The organism is Kitasatospora sp. NPDC091335, from assembly GCF_044757205.1.
Lineage (GTDB): Bacteria > Actinomycetota > Actinomycetes > Streptomycetales > Streptomycetaceae > Kitasatospora.
In genome coordinates this window covers 194,458-213,826 of record NZ_JBIVUM010000017.1, presented here as the reverse complement: position 1 = coordinate 213,826, position 19,369 = coordinate 194,458, and the positions used below count along the sequence as shown (strand labels likewise).

At 70.4% G+C, this 19,369-nt stretch carries 18 protein-coding genes and 1 tRNA gene; 5 read left to right on the top strand and 14 right to left on the bottom strand.

Annotation, left to right across the window (positions count from 1 at the left end; genetic code table 11):
- Positions 1–163 precede the first annotated feature (163 nt).
- From ACIQOW_RS30545 to ACIQOW_RS30500, 10 genes are all read right to left on the bottom strand, one after another.
- Entirely contained in the window at positions 164–955 is a 792-nt protein-coding gene (locus tag ACIQOW_RS30545) for an SDR family NAD(P)-dependent oxidoreductase (protein WP_401090343.1), read from the bottom strand.
- Positions 956–965: 10 nt separating this feature from the next.
- Entirely contained in the window at positions 966–1,652 is a 687-nt protein-coding gene (locus tag ACIQOW_RS30540; protein ID WP_401090341.1) for a GntR family transcriptional regulator, read from the bottom strand.
- Between the two features lie 72 nt (positions 1,653–1,724).
- A complete protein-coding gene (locus tag ACIQOW_RS30535) occupies positions 1,725–2,516 on the bottom strand; it encodes an acetoacetate decarboxylase family protein (RefSeq protein WP_401090339.1) in 792 nt (263 codons plus the stop codon).
- Between the two features lie 26 nt (positions 2,517–2,542).
- Positions 2,543–3,292, bottom strand: a complete 750-nt coding sequence (locus ACIQOW_RS30530) for an amino acid ABC transporter ATP-binding protein (RefSeq protein ID WP_401090337.1) — start codon at positions 3,290–3,292, stop codon at positions 2,543–2,545.
- Between the two features lie 3 nt (positions 3,293–3,295).
- A complete protein-coding gene (locus ACIQOW_RS30525) occupies positions 3,296–4,402 on the bottom strand; it encodes an amino acid ABC transporter permease (RefSeq protein WP_401090335.1) in 1,107 nt (368 codons plus the stop codon).
- Between the two features lie 2 nt (positions 4,403–4,404).
- Positions 4,405–5,124 carry an ABC transporter substrate-binding protein gene (locus ACIQOW_RS30520; protein WP_401090358.1) on the bottom strand — a complete coding sequence of 240 codons (720 nt, stop codon included), beginning with the start codon at positions 5,122–5,124 and terminating at the stop codon, positions 4,405–4,407.
- Between the two features lie 962 nt (positions 5,125–6,086).
- A complete protein-coding gene (locus ACIQOW_RS30515) occupies positions 6,087–8,360 on the bottom strand; it encodes a hypothetical protein (RefSeq protein WP_401090333.1) in 2,274 nt (757 codons plus the stop codon).
- Positions 8,361–8,363: 3 nt separating this feature from the next.
- Positions 8,364–8,435, bottom strand: a tRNA-Gln gene (locus ACIQOW_RS30510).
- Between the two features lie 194 nt (positions 8,436–8,629).
- On the bottom strand, positions 8,630–9,136 hold the full coding sequence (locus ACIQOW_RS30505; protein ID WP_401090331.1) for a hypothetical protein: 507 nt from the start codon (positions 9,134–9,136) through the stop codon (positions 8,630–8,632).
- 533 nt (positions 9,137–9,669) lie between these two features.
- Positions 9,670–11,724: a transglycosylase domain-containing protein gene (locus ACIQOW_RS30500; RefSeq protein ID WP_401090329.1), complete on the bottom strand. Its 2,055-nt coding sequence runs from the start codon at positions 11,722–11,724 to the stop codon at positions 9,670–9,672.
- Between the two features lie 229 nt (positions 11,725–11,953).
- On the opposite strand from ACIQOW_RS30500, the gene ACIQOW_RS30495 reads away from it, so the two are divergent.
- Entirely contained in the window at positions 11,954–13,060 is a 1,107-nt protein-coding gene (locus ACIQOW_RS30495) for a hypothetical protein (protein ID WP_401090327.1), read from the top strand.
- Positions 13,061–13,151: 91 nt separating this feature from the next.
- On the opposite strand, the gene ACIQOW_RS30490 is transcribed toward ACIQOW_RS30495, so the two are convergent.
- The 4 genes from ACIQOW_RS30490 to ACIQOW_RS30475 form a co-directional block, all read right to left on the bottom strand.
- Complete coding sequence (locus ACIQOW_RS30490) at positions 13,152–14,051, bottom strand: Gfo/Idh/MocA family protein (RefSeq protein ID WP_401090325.1); 900 nt, start codon at positions 14,049–14,051, stop codon at positions 13,152–13,154.
- Between the two features lie 57 nt (positions 14,052–14,108).
- Positions 14,109–14,780: an O-methyltransferase gene (locus tag ACIQOW_RS30485; protein ID WP_401090323.1), complete on the bottom strand. Its 672-nt coding sequence runs from the start codon at positions 14,778–14,780 to the stop codon at positions 14,109–14,111.
- Between the two features lie 111 nt (positions 14,781–14,891).
- Positions 14,892–15,557, bottom strand: a complete 666-nt coding sequence (locus ACIQOW_RS30480; RefSeq protein ID WP_401090321.1) for a DedA family protein — start codon at positions 15,555–15,557, stop codon at positions 14,892–14,894.
- Positions 15,558–15,758: 201 nt separating this feature from the next.
- On the bottom strand, positions 15,759–16,574 hold the full coding sequence (locus ACIQOW_RS30475; RefSeq protein ID WP_401090319.1) for a class I SAM-dependent methyltransferase: 816 nt from the start codon (positions 16,572–16,574) through the stop codon (positions 15,759–15,761).
- A gap of 399 nt (positions 16,575–16,973) precedes the next feature.
- On the opposite strand from ACIQOW_RS30475, the gene ACIQOW_RS30470 reads away from it, so the two are divergent.
- The 4 genes from ACIQOW_RS30470 to ACIQOW_RS30455 all read left to right on the top strand — a co-directional run bounded on the left by ACIQOW_RS30470 (position 16,974) and on the right by ACIQOW_RS30455 (position 19,297).
- Positions 16,974–17,213 carry a hypothetical protein gene (locus tag ACIQOW_RS30470; RefSeq protein WP_401090317.1) on the top strand — a complete coding sequence of 80 codons (240 nt, stop codon included), beginning with the start codon at positions 16,974–16,976 and terminating at the stop codon, positions 17,211–17,213.
- On the top strand, positions 17,188–17,706 hold the full coding sequence (locus tag ACIQOW_RS30465) for a DUF6879 family protein (protein WP_401090315.1): 519 nt from the start codon (positions 17,188–17,190) through the stop codon (positions 17,704–17,706). The genes ACIQOW_RS30470 and ACIQOW_RS30465 overlap by 26 nt, the downstream gene beginning before the upstream one ends.
- 39 nt (positions 17,707–17,745) lie before the next feature.
- On the top strand, positions 17,746–18,594 hold the full coding sequence (locus ACIQOW_RS30460; protein ID WP_401090313.1) for a helix-turn-helix domain-containing protein: 849 nt from the start codon (positions 17,746–17,748) through the stop codon (positions 18,592–18,594).
- Between the two features lie 193 nt (positions 18,595–18,787).
- Complete coding sequence (locus tag ACIQOW_RS30455) at positions 18,788–19,297, top strand: hypothetical protein (protein ID WP_401090311.1); 510 nt, start codon at positions 18,788–18,790, stop codon at positions 19,295–19,297.
- Positions 19,298–19,369 lie beyond the last annotated feature (72 nt).

The window sequence follows — 19,369 nt, the reverse complement described above, 5'->3', positions numbered from 1 at the left end:
CCGTTCCGGGCTCCCGGGGGCGTAGCTGTGGACCGGCTCGTTCACCGGCGCGGGGACCTGGGTCACAGCGTCCATAGAGCGCACGCTCTCCTTCGGGGTTCTTCGGCCGCGCGGGCCGTCTGTGCGGAGGGAAGGGGGGTGGGTGGGATTGCGGGGGCTGGCACTACAGCGCCACGACCCAGCCACCGTCGACCGTCAGGGTGTGGCCGGTGACGTAGGAGGAGGCGTGGGAGGCCAGGAAGACGACCGCACCACCGAGGTCGCCCGGCTCTCCGACCCTGCCGAGCGGGATGTGGTCGCGGACGATCTGGTCCTCGACCTCGGGGGTGGGCAGCAGGTCGGAGGTCATGCCGGTGCGCATGTAGCCGGGGGCGATGGAGTTGACCCGGATGCCGTGCGGCCCCCACTCGTACGCCATGTTCCTGGTGACCTGCACGACGGCGGCCTTGGAGGCGTCGTACACCGAGGAGCGCGTACCGTCCACGACCAGGCCACCGATGGAGGAGAGGTTGATGATGCGTCCGCCGCCGCGTCGGCTCATCGTCCGGGCGGCGCGCTGCGCGGTGAAGTAGGTGCCGCGGAGGTTGACCGAGAGGGTGAGGTCGAACTCCTCCGGGGTGGCCTCCAGCGCTGAGTTGCGCAGTGACACGCCGGCATTGTTGACGAGGACGTCCGGGCTGTCGCCGTTGGCCTCCAGCGTGTCGAAGGCGGCATCGATGCTCGCCCTGGAGGTGACGTCCAGTTCCAGCGGGGCGCAGTCCACGCCCTGCTCGCGCAGGCGGTCGCAGGCGGTCGCGGAGGCCTCCGGGCTGACGTCCGAGGCGATCACCCGGGCCCCGGACCGGCCCAGTGCCAGGCACTGTGCCAGGCCCAGGCCACCGGAGGCGCCGGTGACCAGGACCGTCTCGCCGGTGAGGGAGAAGAGGGAGTGCAGAGTCGCTTCGCTGCCCCGCATGGGGTCCTTCCTAGAGTCCGTAGTCGGTGAGGATGGTGACGATCTGCTGGGAGTCGTGCAGCACGTGCTCGCGGATGTGGGCGTCGGCGGTGGTGGCGTCGCCCTGGGCGATGGCCTCGGCGAGCGGACGGTGGTCGACACCGGTCCAGTCGGGGGTCTGCACCGCCTTCGAGCAGAAGTACCACTGGCGCAGTGCGAGGTTGAAGTGGATCTCGGCGGTGGTGATCAGGTAGTCGTTGCGGGTCATCCGGTAGAGGCTGCGGTGGAACGCCGCGTCCAGATCGATGCACTCCTGGAGTTCCGTGGTGCCGAACTGCTGTTCGGCGAGAGCGAGCAGTTCGTCCTTCTCCGCCTTGGAGCCGCGGGCGCAGGCCAGGGTGGCGGCCAGGCCTTCGAGCTGGAGTCTCAGCTCCATGACGGAGCGGGAGTCCTTCAGCGCGATGTCGGTGGCGAACGTTCCGCTGCGCGGAAAGATCACGACGAGCTGCTCGAACTCCAGCCTCCGGATCGCCTCCCGCACCGGCGAGGCCCCGAATCCGAGGCTGCTGCACAGCTCCGCTTCGCTGAGCCGCTCGCCGGGCATGATCTCGCATCTCACCAGCCGCGAGCGCAGGGCCGCGTGGGCCGACGCGCTGAGCAGGTTCGCTCCGATCTCGGCCTTGGCCGCGTGCTTGCCAGGGGCGTACGCAGGACGCACTGTGTTCAACTCTCTCTGTGGGTGGCGCCGCCGGCCTGCCCGGTGGCGCCACCGATGGATGACTCGGAAAGGCTATTCGCCGACGGCGCGCGCCCGCTGTGGCTGCTCTTCCGGACGATCCGCCAACAGGTCGTCGATCACCGTCGAGATCCCGTTCTCCACAGTGCAGGCGTAGTCGCCGACGGAGTACTCGCCGCCGAGCACGTCGACCACCTTGAGTCGGACGCCGTTGACGCTGAGCGCGCTCCCCAGCTCGATCTCGGCAGGGCCCCAGCACTTCCGCTGAAGGACGAAGTCCTTGGAGGTGTCGCGGGAGATGATCTCGAAGGTCTTGAAACCCGGGCCGTTGGCCTCCGGAAGGGCGTGCACCTGGAGGTGCGGGAACATCGACATATCGGCCCACGCCTCGTTGGAGTACCCCTCATCGGGCGCCATCGAGATGTCGAGGATCAGCTCGCCCGCGCGCCGCACCGTCCCGGCCACCCGGCTTGCGGAGTCGGTGAGTTGGATCTCCCCGAAGTGCTTGGGGTACCCCCACACCTCCCGGCCGAAGGCCACGCTCCAGGGCTGGTCCTCGTACTCGAAGTAGTAGTTCACACCGACGTGGTCCCGGTAGCGCACCGGAATGACGACACCGGAGTCGTAGAAGGCACCCGGAGTCGCGTTGGCGAAGTCCGCGATCTGCACCACGAACCGGTCGTCGGCGAGCTCGAAGGGAGTGGGCTCCAGCAGTTCCCGCAGATTGTCGGCGTCGCCCTTGCAGTACACCGAGAGGCTGCGCAGGTTCTCCGACCGGTAGGGCTGGTCGCCGCTGGGATATCCGAGGTAGGTGAAGAAGTCCCGGACGTCGTAGTTCTGCTTCATCGTCAACTCCAATAGGCGGAATGCGGTCAGTCCCGGCCGGCTTCGTGGATCCGGCGGAGGAACGTCTTCAACTCCGGGGTACGGGGGTGGTCGAAGATCTGCTCCGGGGGTCCCTCCTCCAGGATCGATCCCTGGTGGAGAAAGCAGATCTTGGAGGAGATCTCCCGGGCGAAGGACATCTCGTGGGTGGTCATCATCATGGTGATGCCGTCACCGGCCAGTTCGCGGACCAGGTTCAGCACCTCGATCACCAGCTCCGGGTCGAGCGCGGAGGTGATCTCGTCCAGCAGCAGCACCTCGGGGCGCATCAGCATGGCGCGGGCGATGGCCACCCGCTGCTGCTGGCCGCCCGAGAGCTGGTCGGAGTAGGCGTCGGCCTTCTCTCGCAGCCCGACCCGTTCCAGCATCACCCGGGCGTCGGCCTCCGCCCGTTCCTTGGAGGCGATGCCCGCCCGGACGGGGGTGAGGGTGCAGTTGCGCAGCACCGTCATGTGCGGGAAGAGGTTGTAGCTCTGAAAGACGATGCCCACCCGGCGGCGCAGCCTGACCAGGTCCACGCCCTCGCCCGAGATGACGTCTCCGGCGAGCGAGATGCGGCCGCCCTGGATGGCTTCGAGTCCGTTGACACAGCGCAGCAGGGTGGACTTGCCGGAGCCCGAGGCCCCGATGAGGGTGACCACGTCGTGTCTGGCGACGGCGAGGTCCACCTCGTTGAGGACGGTGTGGTCGCCATACCGCTTGGTGACCCGGTCGAGCAGGACAAAGGGGTCCGTCATGGTTCAGACTCTCTTCAGCTTTGTGCCGGAGCGGACCAGCAGGTAGTCGACGAAGCGGGTCTGCGGGATGGTGATGAGGACGAAGACGAAGCACACCGCAGTCACGGCGGAGAGGTTGAAGTCGTTCGCCGAGTAGATCTTGGCTTGGCTGAAGGCGTCGATGATTCCGACGACGATCACCAGTGCGGTGTCCTTCTGCAGCCCGATGAACTGGCTCAGCATCGGCGCGGCGATGTTCCTGGCCATCTGCGGCAGGATCACGAACCGGTAGACGTCCGGCTGGGAGAGCCCCATGGAGAGCGCCGCCGAGGTCTGGCCCTTGTTGATGGACTCGATGCCGGCCCGGTACAGCTCGGCGTTGTAGGCGCTGTACGTCAACGCCAGCGCCACGATCGCGTAGACGATCGGGTCACCCTTGCTGAGCACCGGCACGTCGGTGAGCGGCAGGCCGAAGCAGACCAGGTAGATCAACACCACCGAGGGGATGCCGCGGAAGACGTCGATGTAGGCGACGGACAGCACGCGGACCGGCCAGAAGCCCTTGCCGGGGAGCAGCCGCCCGACGGCCAGCACCAGTCCGAACAGCATGGCCAGCAGTTGGGCGCCGACGGCGATCTCGATGTTGATGACCAGCGCCTGGAAGACGTCGCCGAGGCTTTTGGTCATGAAGGAGATGTTGAAGAAGGTCTTCTGTACCGCGCCGTCGTTGGTGAAGACCATGAGTCCCACCAGTGCGGCGACGGCGACGAATCCGGTCAGACCCAGCGAGGAGATCGAGGCGTCCCTGGACCGCGAGGCGGCGACCCGCGCCTCGGCGTACCTTTCCTCCTGCCACTCATGCTCCGAGTTCTTGCTGCGGCTGTACGCGAGGAGGAAGGGCCCGCCCAACACCAGGAGCGGGAGGACGGCCCCGAGCAGCAGGTGCGGCAGCTGGGAGCGGGTGACCGCGGTGCCCACGAACTGGTAGCACAGTACGGTCGCCAGCAGGACGAGGACCGCCGCGGCGCCGAGGTACCCGGAGGTGGCCAGCGGGGCGGCGGGAGCTGACTCCGAGGCTGCTGTCTCCGCTCCGGCAGCCCCCGCTCTCGTAGCGGATGCTCTGGTGGTCATGGTCAGACGCTCCAGTCGGGCAGCTGCCGGGGGTCGCCGCCGAGGATCGGGTTGAGCCACTTCTTCATGATCGCGTCCAGGGTTCCGTCCTTCTTCATGTCGGCGAGGATCCGGTTGACCACCTCCGCGTTGGGCGAGCCCTTGGAGAACAGCGCGGCCACGTTGCCGCCGACCGGGTACCTGCCGATCACTTCGAGCCTGCCGTCCGAGTTGGCGGCCCTCGGCATGACGGTGGCGGTGTCGTTCAGCGCCGCGTCGATCTGGCCCGCCAGTACCGCGTTGAAGAGGTCGTCGTTGGAGTTGAACACCCGTACCTGCTTGGGCTTCAGGGTGCTGTTCACGTACTCCAGTTGTACCGACCCGGCCAGCACGCCGACCGTCGCGCCCTGGACCGAGGAGCTGGTCAGGCCGGAGCCCTTCTTGACCAGGACGCCCGTCTCGTAGGTGTTGTAGGGGGTGGAGAAGTCCACCGCCCGGCGCCGCTCGGGGGTGTCGTAGATGTCCCAGAGGGCGAAGTCGAAGTTGGACGCCTTGGCGGTCACCAGCGCTTCGAAGGAGGCGTTGACCAGTTTGACCTTCTTGAGCCCTGCCCGGTTGGCGATCTCCGCGTCCAGGCAGTACATGTAGCCACCGTTGACGGACTCGAGCGTGTTCCCGCGATAGCCGGCCGGGTAGGGAAGCGAGGCAGCCACCGTCAGCGCGCCGCTCTCACGGGTGTCCATCGTGTGCACCGTCGGATTGTCGGTGATCTCGCACTCGCCGAAGGGGTGTCCCCCCTTGGCGTTCCCCGAATCCTGCGTGCTTGAGCAGCCGGTAAGGGCGAACAGCCCGGCGGCCAGCGCGGCGGCGCTTGCGCGCCAGAGCGATTTCTTCACTGGAACCTCGTCTCATAGGCCGTCTCGGCGGCACCGGAGCAACCGGCGCAGAGCCCCCCGACATCGCTGGAATTCCACTGGCATGTCAGTGATGTGAGCTAGAGGCTACCGAACGCCCACCCGCTTGACCAGAACCGGAACACAATCTTCCGAAAGCCGTTTCTCATCGCGCCGGGCGCTCGGACGGGGGCTGGCCCGTGCCCGGCCGCCGGCATGCGTCGACCGGGGCCGCGCACATGGCGGGCAGCGGGATCGCGGTGGGCTTGGCGGACGTTGTCCTCGCCGTCTGGGACGGCCGGCCCGCCCGCGGGTATGGTGGGACAGCGGACGTTGTGGAGTACGCGCGACGGTCCGGCGTTCCTGTCCGGGTTCTGTGGCCCGAGGGTGCGGCAAGGCAGGTAGTCCTCCCCACGTTCGCGGGGGTCAGCCGTGGCCCATCGTTGAGGCTGACGACGTCCGTCAGTCCTCCCCGCACTCGCGGGGGTCAGCCGGAGCAGTACCTCGGCCTACTCGACGCCCTGATGCCTCCCCAGCGCCCCTGGGGGTCAGCCGAACGCGCACCGCCGCTACACCAAGCACCGCGCGCCTTCCCCGCACTCGCGGGGGTCAGCCGGTGACGGCGGTAGCGGGCAGCTCTGCCCGTGTGTCCTCCCGGCATCCGCCGGGGTCAGCCGTGCAGTTCCAGGTCGTGACCGTTGAAGGTGGCTTCCCCGCGTCGGTGGGGGTCAGCCGATTCCCTTCGCCAAGGGCGGCTTCACCACCAGGGCCTCCCCGCACCCGCGGGGGTCAGCCGCCGCCGTGGCGGCGTGTCAGGTCCACGGGTCGGAGCGCATCCAGTGCCGGCCCGTGGTCCAGCCCAGGAGGAGCCGGCCCTTGCCCTCGCTCGCCGAGCCGCCGGCGGCCGCCTGGCCGAGGCCGGTCAGGGCTCGGGCGAGGCGGGCGGCGACGTGGGCGGGGTGGCGGGCCAGTTCCTCGTACAGTCCGGCGACGGTCCGTTCCTGTGACTCGACGGCGCACAGGGAGAGTTGGAACACCAGGTGCCGCCACGCGTACGCGGCGTCCTTGATCACCGGCCGGGGGCGCGGGTTGCCCTGGATGCGGGCCGTCTTGCGGCAGACCGTGGCGAAGCTGCGCCGGGCGAGGTCCTCCCAGCCGGTGCTCGGGCTGATGCCGACCCGGGCGACCAGGGTGGCCAGGTTGTGGGTGGTGAGGATCTGGGCCTGCTCGATGACCATCCCGTTGGCGGTGACCGACCACTCCGGGCCCGTCCCGGCGCGCCGGGCGCACAGTTCGGCGAACCGGCCCGGCCCCGCCTCCCCCGCCTCCCCCGACTCCCGCAGCGCCGCGTAGTCGATGCCGTAGTACCGCTCGTACAGCGTGCCCTCCAGCAGGTCCGCCGCCACGCCCGCCGCGGCGACGAACTTCGGGCTGAAAGCGCCCATGAAGATGTCCGCCGCCAGTTCCTCCACCAGCGGCGCGTCGGTCCCGGACTGGCGGGCGAGGACGGCGAGTTCGCGTACCAGCGGGTTGGGCAGGAGCGTGCCGGGGAACGCCTGGACGGCCAGTTCGCCGAGCCGGCGCAGTGCGGCGCGCGCGGGCCCGCGGCCGTCCTCGTCGGCGCGGTGGGCGGCGACCGCCCGTACCCAGGGCAGTTCGTCGACCCGCACCTGCGAGGCGAGGTTCAGCAGGAGCAGCGAGCGGCGGTTGCGGAACGCCCGGTAGTTGGCGGCGGCGAGGGTGCGCAGCGCCGCGTCCGGATGGGCCTCGGCACTGGTGGCGGCGACGAGTTGGGGCACCAGTTCGGCCAGCACTTCCGCCGAGGGCACGACGCCGCGCTCGACGAGCGTGCCGATCGGGGCGCTCAGGGTCGCCTCCACGACGTGGCGGACCGCCGCGGGCACGACCGCGCCCACGGGCAGTCCGGTCTCCTCGGCCTCCTCGACCGTGACGTCGGCGACCAGCGGCCCGACCTCGGCCGCGCCCACCTCCTGGGGTTGCGTGGCGAGTCGGCGCAGCACGAGTTGGGCGAGGTCGTGGTGGGAGGGCAGGGCCGCCTGGACGGCGTGACGGGCGCGCAGGTCGCTGTGCGCGGCCGAGCCGGGGCGGCCGCGGCGGCGCAGCATGGAGTCCACCGCGTGCCGCAGCAGTCCCCGGCGGCGTGCGTCCAGCGCCCGGCCGGCGACGGCTTCCGCGAGGGCGCCGCGCAGGATGCCGAGGTTCTCCTTCGGGCTGCGGTGCCTGGTGCAGCGCGTGTGGGCCGCGGCGAGTTCCTCGTACTGGTGCAGGAGCAGCGCGCCGCGCTTCCGCCAGCTTCCGCCGGGCAGGCGTTCCGGCAACCGTCCGGTGTCGTCGGCCGCCTCCAGCCAGTGGGTGAGCAGCCGGTCGGCGAACGGCTGCCAGACGGTGAGCGCTTCGCGCTGTGTCTCGACGGCGGTGTTCGGCCGTCGGCTGACGAGGGTGGTGACGGCGTCGCCGACGGTGCGCCGGTGCACGGCCTCCGGGTCCGGCGGGGGCAGGGTGGCGGGCCGGGGTGTGAAGCGGAGCCGGGCGGCGAAGGGTTCGAGGGTGTCGAGGAGGTCGAGCGCGGCGGCCGTGTCCCCGGCCCGGAGCAGCCAGGCGACCGTCAGCAGTGCCGCCTCCTCGGGCACGGTCACCTCGTAGCGGCCGGTGTCGAGGAGGTCGTTCAGCCGGGCCAGGCCGGGTTCGGTGAGGCAGTGGGCGAAGAGCGCCGCGCGTTCGGCCGGCACCCCGGCGAGGGCCGCGGCCTCGCGCTCGTACGGCTGGAGCGGCCCTTCGGCGCTCGCGGCGGAGGTGGCGAACCCGCCCCGGACGACCTCGGGTGTCACCCAGGCGGGCAGCCCGGCCACGGGGGTGCGCGAGCCGACGGTGAGCCGCCCGTCGGCGGCCCCTGCGAGCACGGCGCGCCAGCGGTCGGCGCGGGCCTCGGCGCGGCGCCGGGTGTCGACGTCGGCGTGGGTCAGTGAGGTGAGGAGCGCCCGGGCCAGCTGGTGCCGCGGGTGGGCCGGGACCGTCCCGGGTGCCCCGGCTCCGGTGGGGTGCTGCTGGTCAGCGTCGTCGTCCATAAGCCGACGTGGCAGGTTCCGCCCCTGCGCCCTCCGGGGTCAGAGCCCGGTGCTCTGCTGCTGAGCTACACGTCGTTGACGTGAGAGTAGACGGTCGGCGCGCGGCCGCACAACGCGATTCCGCCGGACGGGACGGCCGGGGCGCCCCGGGAAATGCCGCAGGAACGGCGCCCGGGCCCATTCACCGGAATCAGCCCGGGCACGGGCAGATCACCGCCGGCCTACCGCGATGGCCCGGGGGGGGCGATTTCCCCCGGGCGGCCCGGATGTCAGGCCTTTTCGAGGTAGAACTTCTCGTGCCCGCCGCCGTTCGCGTTGACCTGGCCGTTCACCGTCCCCCCGGGGCCGGTGGCGGTGGTCACCCCGTTGTCGGTCACCAGGCGCAGGAAAATGCCCGGAAAGGCACCCGACTCGAAGGAGAAGGAACCGTCGGCCTGGGTGCGGAGGTTGAACTTCTCGTAGGGAAAGGCACCGTACTGGCAGTTGACGACCCCTCCCCCGGCCATGTTGGCGGGGACCCCGGTGCCGTCCAACCGCAGGAACACGTTCGGGAAGGCCGCCGACTCGAAGGCGTACGAGCCGTCGGCCTGCGGCCGGACCTTGTACGCCGTCCAGGGACCGCTGCCGTACTGACAGTTGACCTTGCCGCCGCCGGGGCCGGTGAAGCTGGTCACCCCGGTGCCGTCCATGCGCAGGTAGATGTTCGGGAAGAACGTCGACTGGATCGTGATCGGTGCGTCTCCGAGCTTTGCGAGGTCAGCCGCCGACAGGGGCATGATGGCCTCTCCTTTCGTCTGGGCGTTTCACGGACGAACCGAAGCAGCGCCGCCGCCGAAAGCCTTTGCGGCGCTGGATGAACACCGGGCCTGAGGGATGCGTCGGGTTCGGCATGTACGCCGTCGAAATGGCAAGGGGTTTCCGGGACGAGACGTGCGGGCACGCCGACTCTGCGAGCCGATTCCCGTGAGAAGAAACCCCGCCCCCCACCACCATGCACGACAGGACGGCATTGCGGCCGCCATTCGTGTTTCCCCGCCCCGCCCCCTCGTTTCTTTCCTGCTGCAGCAGGCCCGAAACTCACTGTATTTCCACGGGCACAACCTGTCTAGACGCAGTGCTTCGGCAATACCGCCCGGGCCCGGCGCCGACCCGCGGAATACTCCTTGACCTGGGATGACCGGCTCGCCGGAGAAGCGATTCCGACCACCGGGCCGGACCGCTCGCCGGTCCCGTCGAGAACGGCACCGGCGAGAACGGCACCGGAAGAACGGCACCGGAAGAACGGCACCGGCGAGCGCGGGGCCAGGTGCTACCGGCCGCCGGCCGCCGACTTCATGTAGGAGGTCCAGATCCGGGTCGGCACCGCCGAGTCGGGAGTGTCCGGCGCGGCTCCGCCCAGACCCTCCAGTGACAGCAGCTTCATGTCCTTCAGGTCCGCCCGGAACACGGTGACCGCCGTCGCCAGCTGCCCGTTGTAGCCGACCATCCACCCCGCCGTACGGTCCGGGGTGCTCCCCGGCTTGGCGGCCAGGCCCTGGCCGGCCTCCGCCACCGGCCTGGCGGCGCCGTCGCGCACCGAACCCTTGAGCGCCGCGTCCACCTCTCCCGCCACCGCGGCCGTCAGCACCTGGGCGGAGGCGGGCAGTTGCAGCGGGAGCGGCACGCCGTTGCGGGAGATCCCGAGCACCGAGTACGGGTCGGTGTGGCTGCCGCCCGCCGCGAAGGCGGCGTACGCGTCGGCGGCGCGGATCGCGCTGGGGGTGGAGTTGCCGACCCCGAGGGCCGGGACCAGTTCGCCCACGCTGCCCGGGAGCAGGCCGAGGTCCGTGGCGGTCTTCTGCACCTGGTCCAGGCCGACGTCCATGCCGAGCTGCATCAGCGGCCCGTTGACGGACTGCTCCACCGCGCCGCGCAGGGTGACCGGGCCCCAGTTGCGCTTGCCGTCGTTGGCGGTCTTGACGATCTTCCCGTCCCGCCCCCAGTACGGCCCTTCCGGCGTCATCACGTTCACGCCGTTGTCGCCGTTGTACGTCGTGGTGGGCGTCACCGGGGTGCGCTTGCCGCCCCGTTCCCGTTGCACGCCCTGACCGAGCCCGGCGGCGTACACCAGCGGGGTGAAGGCCGAACCGATCGGCACCGTGGTGGTGTTGGCGGTGTTGAAGCCCTGTTTCAGGTAGTCGACACCGCCGTAGAGCGCGACGATCCGGCCGTCGGGGGTGACCGAGGCGGCACCGACCTTCAGGAACTTGTCGGCCTCGCGGCCCTCCGGGTCGATCCCCGCGGTGCCCTCCTTCACGGCCGCGGCCAGGGCGTCGACCTTCGGCTTCTCGAAGGTGGTGCGGATCTGGTGGCCGCCCAGGTCGAACTGGGCCGGGGTGATGCCGCTGTGGGTCTCCACGTACGAGCGGGCCGTGTCCACCAGGTACCCGATCTGGCCGCTCAGGCCCGCCGACTTCGGCTGCGCCCTCGGCTCGGGGAACACCGTGTACCGGGCGCGCTCGGCGGCGGAGAGCTTGCCGACCTCCACCATCCGGTCCAGGGTCCAGGACCACCGCTCCTCGGCGCGCTTGCGGTTCTCCGCGCTGATCGCCGGGTCGTACTGTCCGGCGCCCTTCAACACGGCGGCCAGGAAGGCGCCTTCACTCGGGTCGAGCTGGGAGACGTCCTTGCCGTAGTACGCCGCGGCGGCGCGCTCGATGCCGTAACTGCCGCGCCCGAACCAGCTGGTGTTCAGGTAGCCGGCCAGGATGTCCTGCTTGCTCATCCGGTCGTCCAGCTTGATCGCGATGACGATCTCGCTGAGCTTGCGGGACATGTCCTGACGCTGGTTCAGGTAGATGTTCTTGACGTACTGCTGGGTGATGGTCGAACCGCCCTGGGTGTCACCACCCGTCACCATCTGAACGACGGCGCGGCCGATCCCGGTCACGGAGATGCCCGGGTCGGTGTAGAAGGTCGCGTTCTCGGCCGCCAGCACCGCCCACTGCACCGGCTCCGGAACCTGGCCGAGCGGCACCTCCTGACGGTTGGTCGGGCCGATCCGCGCCATCTCGGTGCCGTCCGCCCAGTAGTAGACGTTGTTCTGCTGGGTGGCGAAGGAGTTCAGGTCCTCCGGGACCGGGGTGTTCACGAAGAACCAGACCAGCCAGCCCGTGAGCACCGACATCGCGACACCACCCACCAGCAGCAGCTGGCGCCAGGACGGGAGCCAGCGGCGCAGCCCGCGCCGTTCGCCGCGCGGGTAGTCGATCCGCAGCGACGGGCGCCGCCACCGGATCCGCCACCCGAGCGGACGCCCTAACGATCGCCACCCCCGGCGCGTGGGCTTCTCCTCCTCGGCCCCGCCGTCTTGCTGAGCACGCACAGTCCGGTCTCCGATTCGCTCGTGGGACTGACCCTCCGTCCACGTAGACGCCATGAGAACGTCAGTACGTAGGCCTCGAACCGGTGTGATCATGGTCATATCCATGTGCCATCGAGGCCGACCGCCCAGGTCCGGACGGGTACGGCGGACGACGGACACAACCGACGACAGGCACAGCCGACGACCGGCACAGCCGACGACGGGCACGGCCGACCGCCAGAATGTCGCCATGAGGATGATCCAGACCGCGCTCGGCGCACTGCTGCTCCTGCTGATCGTCGGCAGCATCCTGCGCACGCTGGTCGTTCCGCGCGGGCTCTACTCGGCGCTGGTGATGCGGCTCTGGCGGGGACTGCGCCGGCTGCTGCGGCTGTTCGCCATGCCGGTCGGGGGCTACCACGCACAGGACCGGGCACTCACCTGGCTGGCACCGCTGGTGCTGCTGGGCATGCTCGGGGTGTGGCTCAGCGGCATGCTGACCGCCTACACCCTGCTGCTGCACGGCACCTCCGAGCTGAGCTGGTCGGTGTCCGTGCGCGAGGCCGGGTCCAGCCTGTTCACCCTCGGCTTCGCCAGCGGCGAGCGGCTCCAGCTCTCCGCGATCGACTTCCTGGCCGCGGCCAGCGGCCCGCTGGTGGTCGCCCTCCAGATCTCCTACCTGCCGACCCTCTACGCCGCCTACCAGCGCCGCGAGACCGAGGTGACGCTGCTCCAGTCCCGGGCCGGCGAACCCGCGTGGGGCCCCGAGCTGCTCGCCCGCCAGTCCCTGGTGGACACCGAGACCGCGCTCCCCCAGCTCTACCGGGACTGGGAGCGGCTGGCCGCCGACATCGGCGAGAGCCACTCCAACTACCCGGTGCTGCTCTCCTTCCGCTCCCCCCAGCCCAACCGCAGCTGGGTGGTCGGGCTGATCGCCGTGATGGACGCCGCCGCCCTCCACCTGGCGCTCTGCCCCCGCTCGGCCCCGCCCGAGGCCCGGCTGGTGCTCCGGGCCGGCTTCACCGCGCTGCGCGACATCGCCCGCGCCCTGCGGTTCGACTTCGACCCGGACCCCGACCCGGACGTCCCGATCCGGCTGACCTACGCCGAGTACCTGGGCGCCGTCGCGATGATCACCGCGGCCGGTTTCCCGCACGAGCGCCCGGTCGAGGACGCCTGGGCACACTTCCGCGGCTGGCGGGTCAACTACGAGGCGCTGGCGTACGAGATGGCCCGGCGCGGCGACGCCGTCCCCGCCCTGTGGACCGGCCCGCGCGACTTCCGCTCCCCGGTCGTCCCGCCGGCCCGCCCCACCGACCGCCGCCCGTCCTCGGACCGTCCGCCGCTGCCGGACTGAGGCGGATGACGCGGCTGGGCCCGGTACCGGATGCTCCTCCGCACCGGGCCCAGCCGCGTCACGCGCGCGTCGTCCGCTCGGACGGACCTGCTCAGACGGCCACCGTCGCACCGGTGGCCAGTGACCGCTCGGCGGCGGAGAGGATCTCCACCACCCGCAGGCCGAAGTCGGCCCCGCAGGGGTGCGGCTCGCCGGAGGCGGCCGAGGCCCGCAGGGCGTCCAGCGCCCGGTGCAGCGCCGCGACCGGGCCCTCGCCCCGCTCGGGCAGGTGCACCACGCCGTGCTCGCCGCGCAGCTCCATGCCCGTCCCGCCCGCCGCGAGCGGGGCGGTGAGGCTGAGCGCGAGGGTGCTGGAGGCACCGCCGGCGTGCCGCACCACCAGGTGCACGGTGTCCAGCGGGCCGAGCGCCGCCGTCACGTGCGCGGCGTCGCCCAGCACCGGCAGCAGGACGGACAGCGCGTGCGGGCCGACGTCCCACAGCGCGCCCTTCTCCACCCGCCACGGCGAGGCCGCGTACGGGCTGGTGCTGCCGGGTGCGAACACCGAGCCGAGCCAGTCCGAGCGGCCGGTGAACCAGCCGCCGAGTTCCGCCTGCCGCTCGATCCACGGGATCTGGTCGCCGCCGAAGCGCACGGTGAAGAAGACCACCGAGGCGACCGCGTGCTTGCGCACCGCCTCGGCCACCGCCCTCGCGTCCGGCACGGTCAGTGCGACCGGCTTGTCCAGCAGCAGGTGGCAGCCGGCCTCGGCGGCCCGGACCGCGAGGCCCGCCTGCACGGTCGGGGGCAGCGCGATGGAGACGGCGTCCACCTCGGCCAGCAGCCGGTCGAGGTCGGCGTACCCGGGCACGCCGTGGGCCGCGCCCAGTGCCTCGGCCGCCTCCGGCCGACGGCCCCAGACGCCGGTGAACTCCAGCCCGGGGTGCTCGGCCAGGACGGGCGCGTGCACCCGCTCCGCCCAGGGGCCGGTGCCCAGCAGTCCGATCCGCACGACGATGTCTCCGTTCTCCGGTGAGCGGGGTGAGAGGGGTTGATCAGGTTGCCGGGTTCAGCTCTGGACGCGGACCAGGGTGAAACCGTCGTAGCCCTTGCTGCCGACCGTCTGCACCGAGGTGGCAGTGACGCGCGGCTCGGCCGCGATCAGCTCGTGCACCGCCCGGGTGCCGATCACCGCCGGGTCGTCGCTGTCCGCGTCGGCGACCGCGCCGCCGCGCACCACGTTGTCGACGACGATCAGCGAGCCGGGCGCGGTCAGCTGGAGCGCCCGGCGGAAGTACTCCGGGTTGCTCGGCTTGTCCGCGTCGATGAAGACCAGGTCGAAGGGCTCCACGCCCTGCTCCACCAGCCCGGCCAGGGAGTCGGCGGCCCGGCCCAGCCGCACCTCGGCGACGCCGTCCAGCCCTGCGGCCTTCAGGTTGCCCCGGGCGACCTCGGCGTGCCGGGGGTCGAGCTCCAGGGTGATCAGGGTGCCGTCGGCGGGCAGCGCCCGGCCCAGCCAGATGGTGCTGTAGCCGCCGAGCGTGCCGACCTCCAGGATGCGCCTGGCGCCCTGGATCAGCGCCAGCAGGTGCAGCAGCTTGCCCTGGTTGGGTGCGACCGCGATCTTGGGCAGCCCGGCTTCGTCGGCGGCGGCCAGGGCGCCCGCCAGCACCGGGTCGTGCCCGACCAACGTCTCGGCGAAGTACGCGTCCACGGCATCCCACGTCGGCTGCGAAGCCATCGGGCCCTCCAGAGTGCAAGATCGGCAGGTACCCGGCCGATGCTACTCCGAGGGCCCGAGGGCACCGCGACGGTCACTGAGGGTCACTGTGGACGACCTCGGGGCCACCGGTCAGTCGGTGACCGGCTCCTTGGCGCCGGCAGCGGCCTTGGCCGCCTCCTCCGCCTCCAGCTTGGCGTGCGTCTTGGCGGCCCGGCGCTTCATGATCCAGGCCGACAGCAGGCCGATCACCAGGGCCGCGCCCAGGCCCGCCCAGGAGAACCGGGACAGCCACGGCTCGATCTTCTTGCCGACCTTGTAGATGAGCAGCGTCGTACCGCCGGCCCAGACGATGCCGCCCAGCACGTTGGCGATCAGGAACTTCCAGTACGGCATCTTCAGCGCGCCCGCGAGCGGTCCGGCGAAGATGCGCAACAGGGCGATGAAGCGGCCGAAGAAGACCGCCCACATGCCCCACTTCTGGAAGGAGCGCTCGGCGGTGGCCAGGTGCGACGGCCCGAAGTGCTTGGGGAACCTGCGTCCCAGCTTCTCGAAGAGCGGCTTTCCACCCTTGCGCCCGATCGAGTAGCCGATCGAGTCTCCGATGATCGCGCCGAGGATCGCGACGATCGCGACGCCCCACGGGCTCACCACACCCTTGACGGCCATCAGGGAAGCCGTGACCAGGGCGATCTCGCCGGGCAGGGGAATGCCCAGCGACTCCAGCCCGATGATCAGACCGACCACGGCGTACACCGCTGTCGGCGGAATCCCCTCGATCCAGGCGTCGATGTGCAAGGCCAGTCCCTCCGTGGCAGGACGGGACCGGCCGTGCTCCCCCTGGAGCCGCGGCCGGTCCCGGCAGTTCGTCCGATGGCGGCAACGACGCCGCTCCCCCTCAGGGCAGGGTAACGTGCCGGGCGGCCTGTCCCCCTGGCCGCTCACCCGTGGTTACGACGTGCGGCCGGGTGCCATGGTTCCAGTCGGACCAGCGTTTCCTCAAGATTCGGCAAAACGCAGTGCGATGACCGACGGGCGCTGCTTGATCCGGCGCGCGAACGGCAGCAGGGCGCTCAGCGGCCGGCGCCCGCCCTGGGGGTACACCTCGCGCACGTCGGTGACCGCGGGGTGGGCGCCGGCCAGCTTGCCGCGCTCGTCCGCGTCCATGCCGAACGGCATCGGCGGCGCCTGGTAGTACCGGTCCCGCAGCTTGCCCTCGACGGCCCGCCGGCTGAACCAGCGCGGCACCGCGTCCAGCACCAGGGCCCCGCCGGGGAAGCGCTCGGCGCAGGCCGCGATCAGGTCGCGGACCTCCTGCGGCCGCAGGTACATCAGCAGCCCTTCGGCGGCGATCAGCACCCCGTTCGCCGGATCCACCTCGTCCATCCAGCCCGGGTCGGTGGCCGAGCGGGCGACGATCCGGTGCCGCTCGTCCGGCGGCAGCAGCCGCTCGCGCAGCGCGGCGGTCTCCGGCAGGTCCACCGACAGCCAGTTCGCCCGGCCGTTGTCGACCCGCCAGGCCTGCGTCTCCAGGCCGTCCCCGAGCCCGACCACGGTGCCGCGCGGGTGGCGGGCCAGGAAGTCGGCCACCTCACGGTCGAAGCAGCCCGCCCGCAGCGCCTGGAGCTGGCTCACCAGCGCGCTCTCCCCGAACCGCGCCGCGAACGGGTAGTCGATCCGGCCCACCAGCTCGACCGCCTTCGGATCCGGCAGCACGCTGTCGGGCCGCCGTGCCTCCACCGCCCGGTGCCACAGCGTCCACAGCGCCGTCTCCGGCACCGGCCCCAGCTCCGGCCGCTCCCCGCCGCCACTCATCGCTCACTCCTCCGGAGGTGTTCCCGTCGCGTTCCCGTCATGGGCATGAACCCGCCGATTCTGACACCCCGTCCGCACCTCCCGTTCCGCCGACGCGCCGACCGACACGTACGGCGACGGCAGCTCCGGGAGCCGCGCGGCCCGCGCCCGGCACCGACGAACCCACGGATCGGAATCCGGCAGAATGACGGCCATGGCCGAAATCCGGAACACCAGGACGACAGCCGCCGAGTCCAAGCCCCCGCTGACGGCCCACCCCCTCGTCGAACGAGTCACGCGGGAGGCGACGCAAGCGGCCTGATGTGTCATCAAAGTCAGATTCTCCTGACAGGCGCCAGGTTCTCGGTTCACCATGGACACCCCTGCAAATCTCGCGACCCGTGCAGAGAGTGGGCCGGCATGTCGCTACGGTTCATCGCAAAGGACCCGAACTCGCCGGACGGCGACTCGCCGACGGTGTGGGTGGACGAGGAGAACAACGACCTGGTGTTCCAGGGTTGGAAGGCCGACGCCACCACCATGGCCGAATGCCGGAAGGTCGGCAACATCCCGGACCACGAAGGTGTGTTCCGAGTGCCCGCGCGTCTTGCGCAGGCGATCAGGGAGGCTTGCGATGTCGCAGAACGGAACACGGATTGACGAGTTGCTGAGGCGTACTCGGCAATCTGCCGTCCACCTGGAGATGCGGGACGGCTACATGCAGGAAGATCCGGCCCTCCATGCCTGGCGGGCCGGGCATCGGCTCGACCCCGACGACCGGGCATCCTGGTGGCGGCCGTGGCTGGACGTGATCGCCGAGGCGACCGGCCGAGGCGTCCGGATCCGGCGCGCTCGGATCGTCTCCGAGCCGGTGAGCGAGTACATCCGGTACGAGTACGACGTGACGTTCCCGAACGTTGCGGCAGGTGAACAGGTCCGCTGGCTGCCGAGGCGCGATGCATCGACTCTCGCGCTGCCCGGCAACGACTTCTGGTTGTTCGACGGCAGGCTGGTCCGCTGGGGCCACTTCTCCGGCGACGGGGACTCCCTGGGTGGCGAACTGACCGAGGACCCAGCGGCGGCCCGGCTCTGCGCCGAGTCGTTCGACGCGGTGTGGGACCGGGCCGTCCCACACGACGAGTACAGCGTCTGACCAACGGCGAGAAGGCACTGAACAGCGGATCCATCACCCATGTCATACACGCCGTCGTCAAGCGTTGTCGCCGCCCGCAAGGCCGTGGCCTTACGTCTCCGAGATCTCCGAAAGGACGCCGGCCTCACGGGCAAGGGGCTTTCGGAACTGTGCCGCTGGAATCCGTCCAAGACCTCTCGTCTTCAGGACGGGAAGGCTGCGCCGTCCGAGGCCGACATTCGGGCCTGGTGTCATGCCTGCGATGCTGACGACCAGACGGATGAACTCATCGCGGCGTCCCGGGCCGCCGATTCCATGTACGTCGAGTGGCGGCGAATGGAGCGTTCCGGGCTCCGTCAGGCCCAGGAGTCGGTATTCGGTCTCTACCAACGCACGCGATCGTTTCGTGTCTACGCCAGCCGAGTTGTGCCGGGCATGGTCCAAACCCGTGCCTACACGACGGCGGTCCTCGACGCCGTGCAGCGGTCCCGCGTCACGGTGGATGACGTAGCGGCGGCAGTGGACGCCCGCATGGAGCGCCAGCGGATGCTGTTCTCGGGCGGACGGACTTTCGCACTGATTGTCGAAGAAGGCGTCCTGCGGAGTGCCGTGTGCGACTCGGACACCATGACCGGCCAGCTCGGACACCTGATCACGATGAGCAAGCTGGCGACCGTCAGCCTCGGCGTGATCCCCCTGACGACGGACCGCAACCGGTCGCCGGCTGAGGACTTCTACATGTTTGACGATGTCCAGACCTCAGTCGAACTCGTCTCCGGCTACCTGAGATTGACGCAACCGAACGAGGTCTCCATGTACGCCCGAGCCTTCAATGAGCTGTCAGCCATGGCCGTGTACGGGGTGAATGCCCGCGCGTTGATCACATCGGCGATCAACGCTCTCCGGTGATCCGCTCGCAATAAGTCGCAAGCTTCTGGAGGGTGGCTCACTCGGCTCTCTAACGTCTGATCCGTAGCCGCCCGAACCGAGCGGAGGGAGACGGCGATGAGCGTGCCGCGAGTAGCGCAGGCCTCCGAGCTCCAGCCCCGCCAGGGGCAGGCTCCTGCAAGGCAGTGCGCCACCGAAGAGAGAGGTACGAACCATGGCCGTTGCGCTCGAAACGCCCACGGAGACCAAGTTCCGCGACCCCCGCGCGCTCCTCAACGCGGTCCGGCCGTACGTCAAGGAGCTGACGTACAACGTGTTCGAGGGGCCCGGCAACACCGGAGACCTGTACGACCGGGAGATCGCGCTGTTGCTCCGCGACAACACCATGGTTCGCAACATGGCTGAGCGGATCCTGGACAACGCCATCGCGTACACGATCACCGCCATGGAACACCCGGAGGTGCACCTGGGCGTCGGCAAGGTCGTGGACACGGGAGTGCACCAGCTCCTGTTGGACACGCCCGTGTACTTCGCCATCTGCGCGGCGTACAACGCCGGGCAGTACAAGCACCACGCCCCGCTGATCCAGCGACGCGGCGACGTCATCGTGATCCGTACCGCCGAGTTCCTGCGCGGCAACGGCTTCGACGCTGACGAGGAGCTGTGGGCGATCGACGGGGCGAACTGTTCCCCGTGCGACGACAAGGTGCCCGACAGCCACTGATCGGGCGCCAGGGTGCCGCCGCCCCTCCCCGGGGCAGCGGCACCGACCCGCCAACTCCTCTTCAAGGGAAGT

Coding starts and splice junctions, on each gene's coding strand:
- ACIQOW_RS30475 (WP_401090319.1), bottom strand. CDS start 16,574: ATGAGTGGCGGCGGGGAGCGGCCGGAGCTGGGGCCGGTGCCGGAGACG.
- ACIQOW_RS30525 (WP_401090335.1), bottom strand. CDS start 4,402: ATGACCACCAGAGCATCCGCTACGAGAGCGGGGGCTGCCGGAGCGGAG.
- ACIQOW_RS30515 (WP_401090333.1), bottom strand. CDS start 8,360: ATGGACGACGACGCTGACCAGCAGCACCCCACCGGAGCCGGGGCACCC.
- ACIQOW_RS30495 (WP_401090327.1), top strand. CDS start 11,954: ATGAGGATGATCCAGACCGCGCTCGGCGCACTGCTGCTCCTGCTGATC.
- ACIQOW_RS30530 (WP_401090337.1), bottom strand. CDS start 3,292: ATGACGGACCCCTTTGTCCTGCTCGACCGGGTCACCAAGCGGTATGGC.
- ACIQOW_RS30505 (WP_401090331.1), bottom strand. CDS start 9,136: ATGCCCCTGTCGGCGGCTGACCTCGCAAAGCTCGGAGACGCACCGATC.
- ACIQOW_RS30520 (WP_401090358.1), bottom strand. CDS start 5,124: ATGGACACCCGTGAGAGCGGCGCGCTGACGGTGGCTGCCTCGCTTCCC.
- ACIQOW_RS30535 (WP_401090339.1), bottom strand. CDS start 2,516: ATGAAGCAGAACTACGACGTCCGGGACTTCTTCACCTACCTCGGATAT.
- ACIQOW_RS30470 (WP_401090317.1), top strand. CDS start 16,974: ATGTCGCTACGGTTCATCGCAAAGGACCCGAACTCGCCGGACGGCGAC.
- ACIQOW_RS30545 (WP_401090343.1), bottom strand. CDS start 955: ATGCGGGGCAGCGAAGCGACTCTGCACTCCCTCTTCTCCCTCACCGGC.
- ACIQOW_RS30485 (WP_401090323.1), bottom strand. CDS start 14,780: ATGGCTTCGCAGCCGACGTGGGATGCCGTGGACGCGTACTTCGCCGAG.
- ACIQOW_RS30455 (WP_401090311.1), top strand. CDS start 18,788: ATGGCCGTTGCGCTCGAAACGCCCACGGAGACCAAGTTCCGCGACCCC.
- ACIQOW_RS30460 (WP_401090313.1), top strand. CDS start 17,746: ATGTCATACACGCCGTCGTCAAGCGTTGTCGCCGCCCGCAAGGCCGTG.
- ACIQOW_RS30465 (WP_401090315.1), top strand. CDS start 17,188: ATGTCGCAGAACGGAACACGGATTGACGAGTTGCTGAGGCGTACTCGG.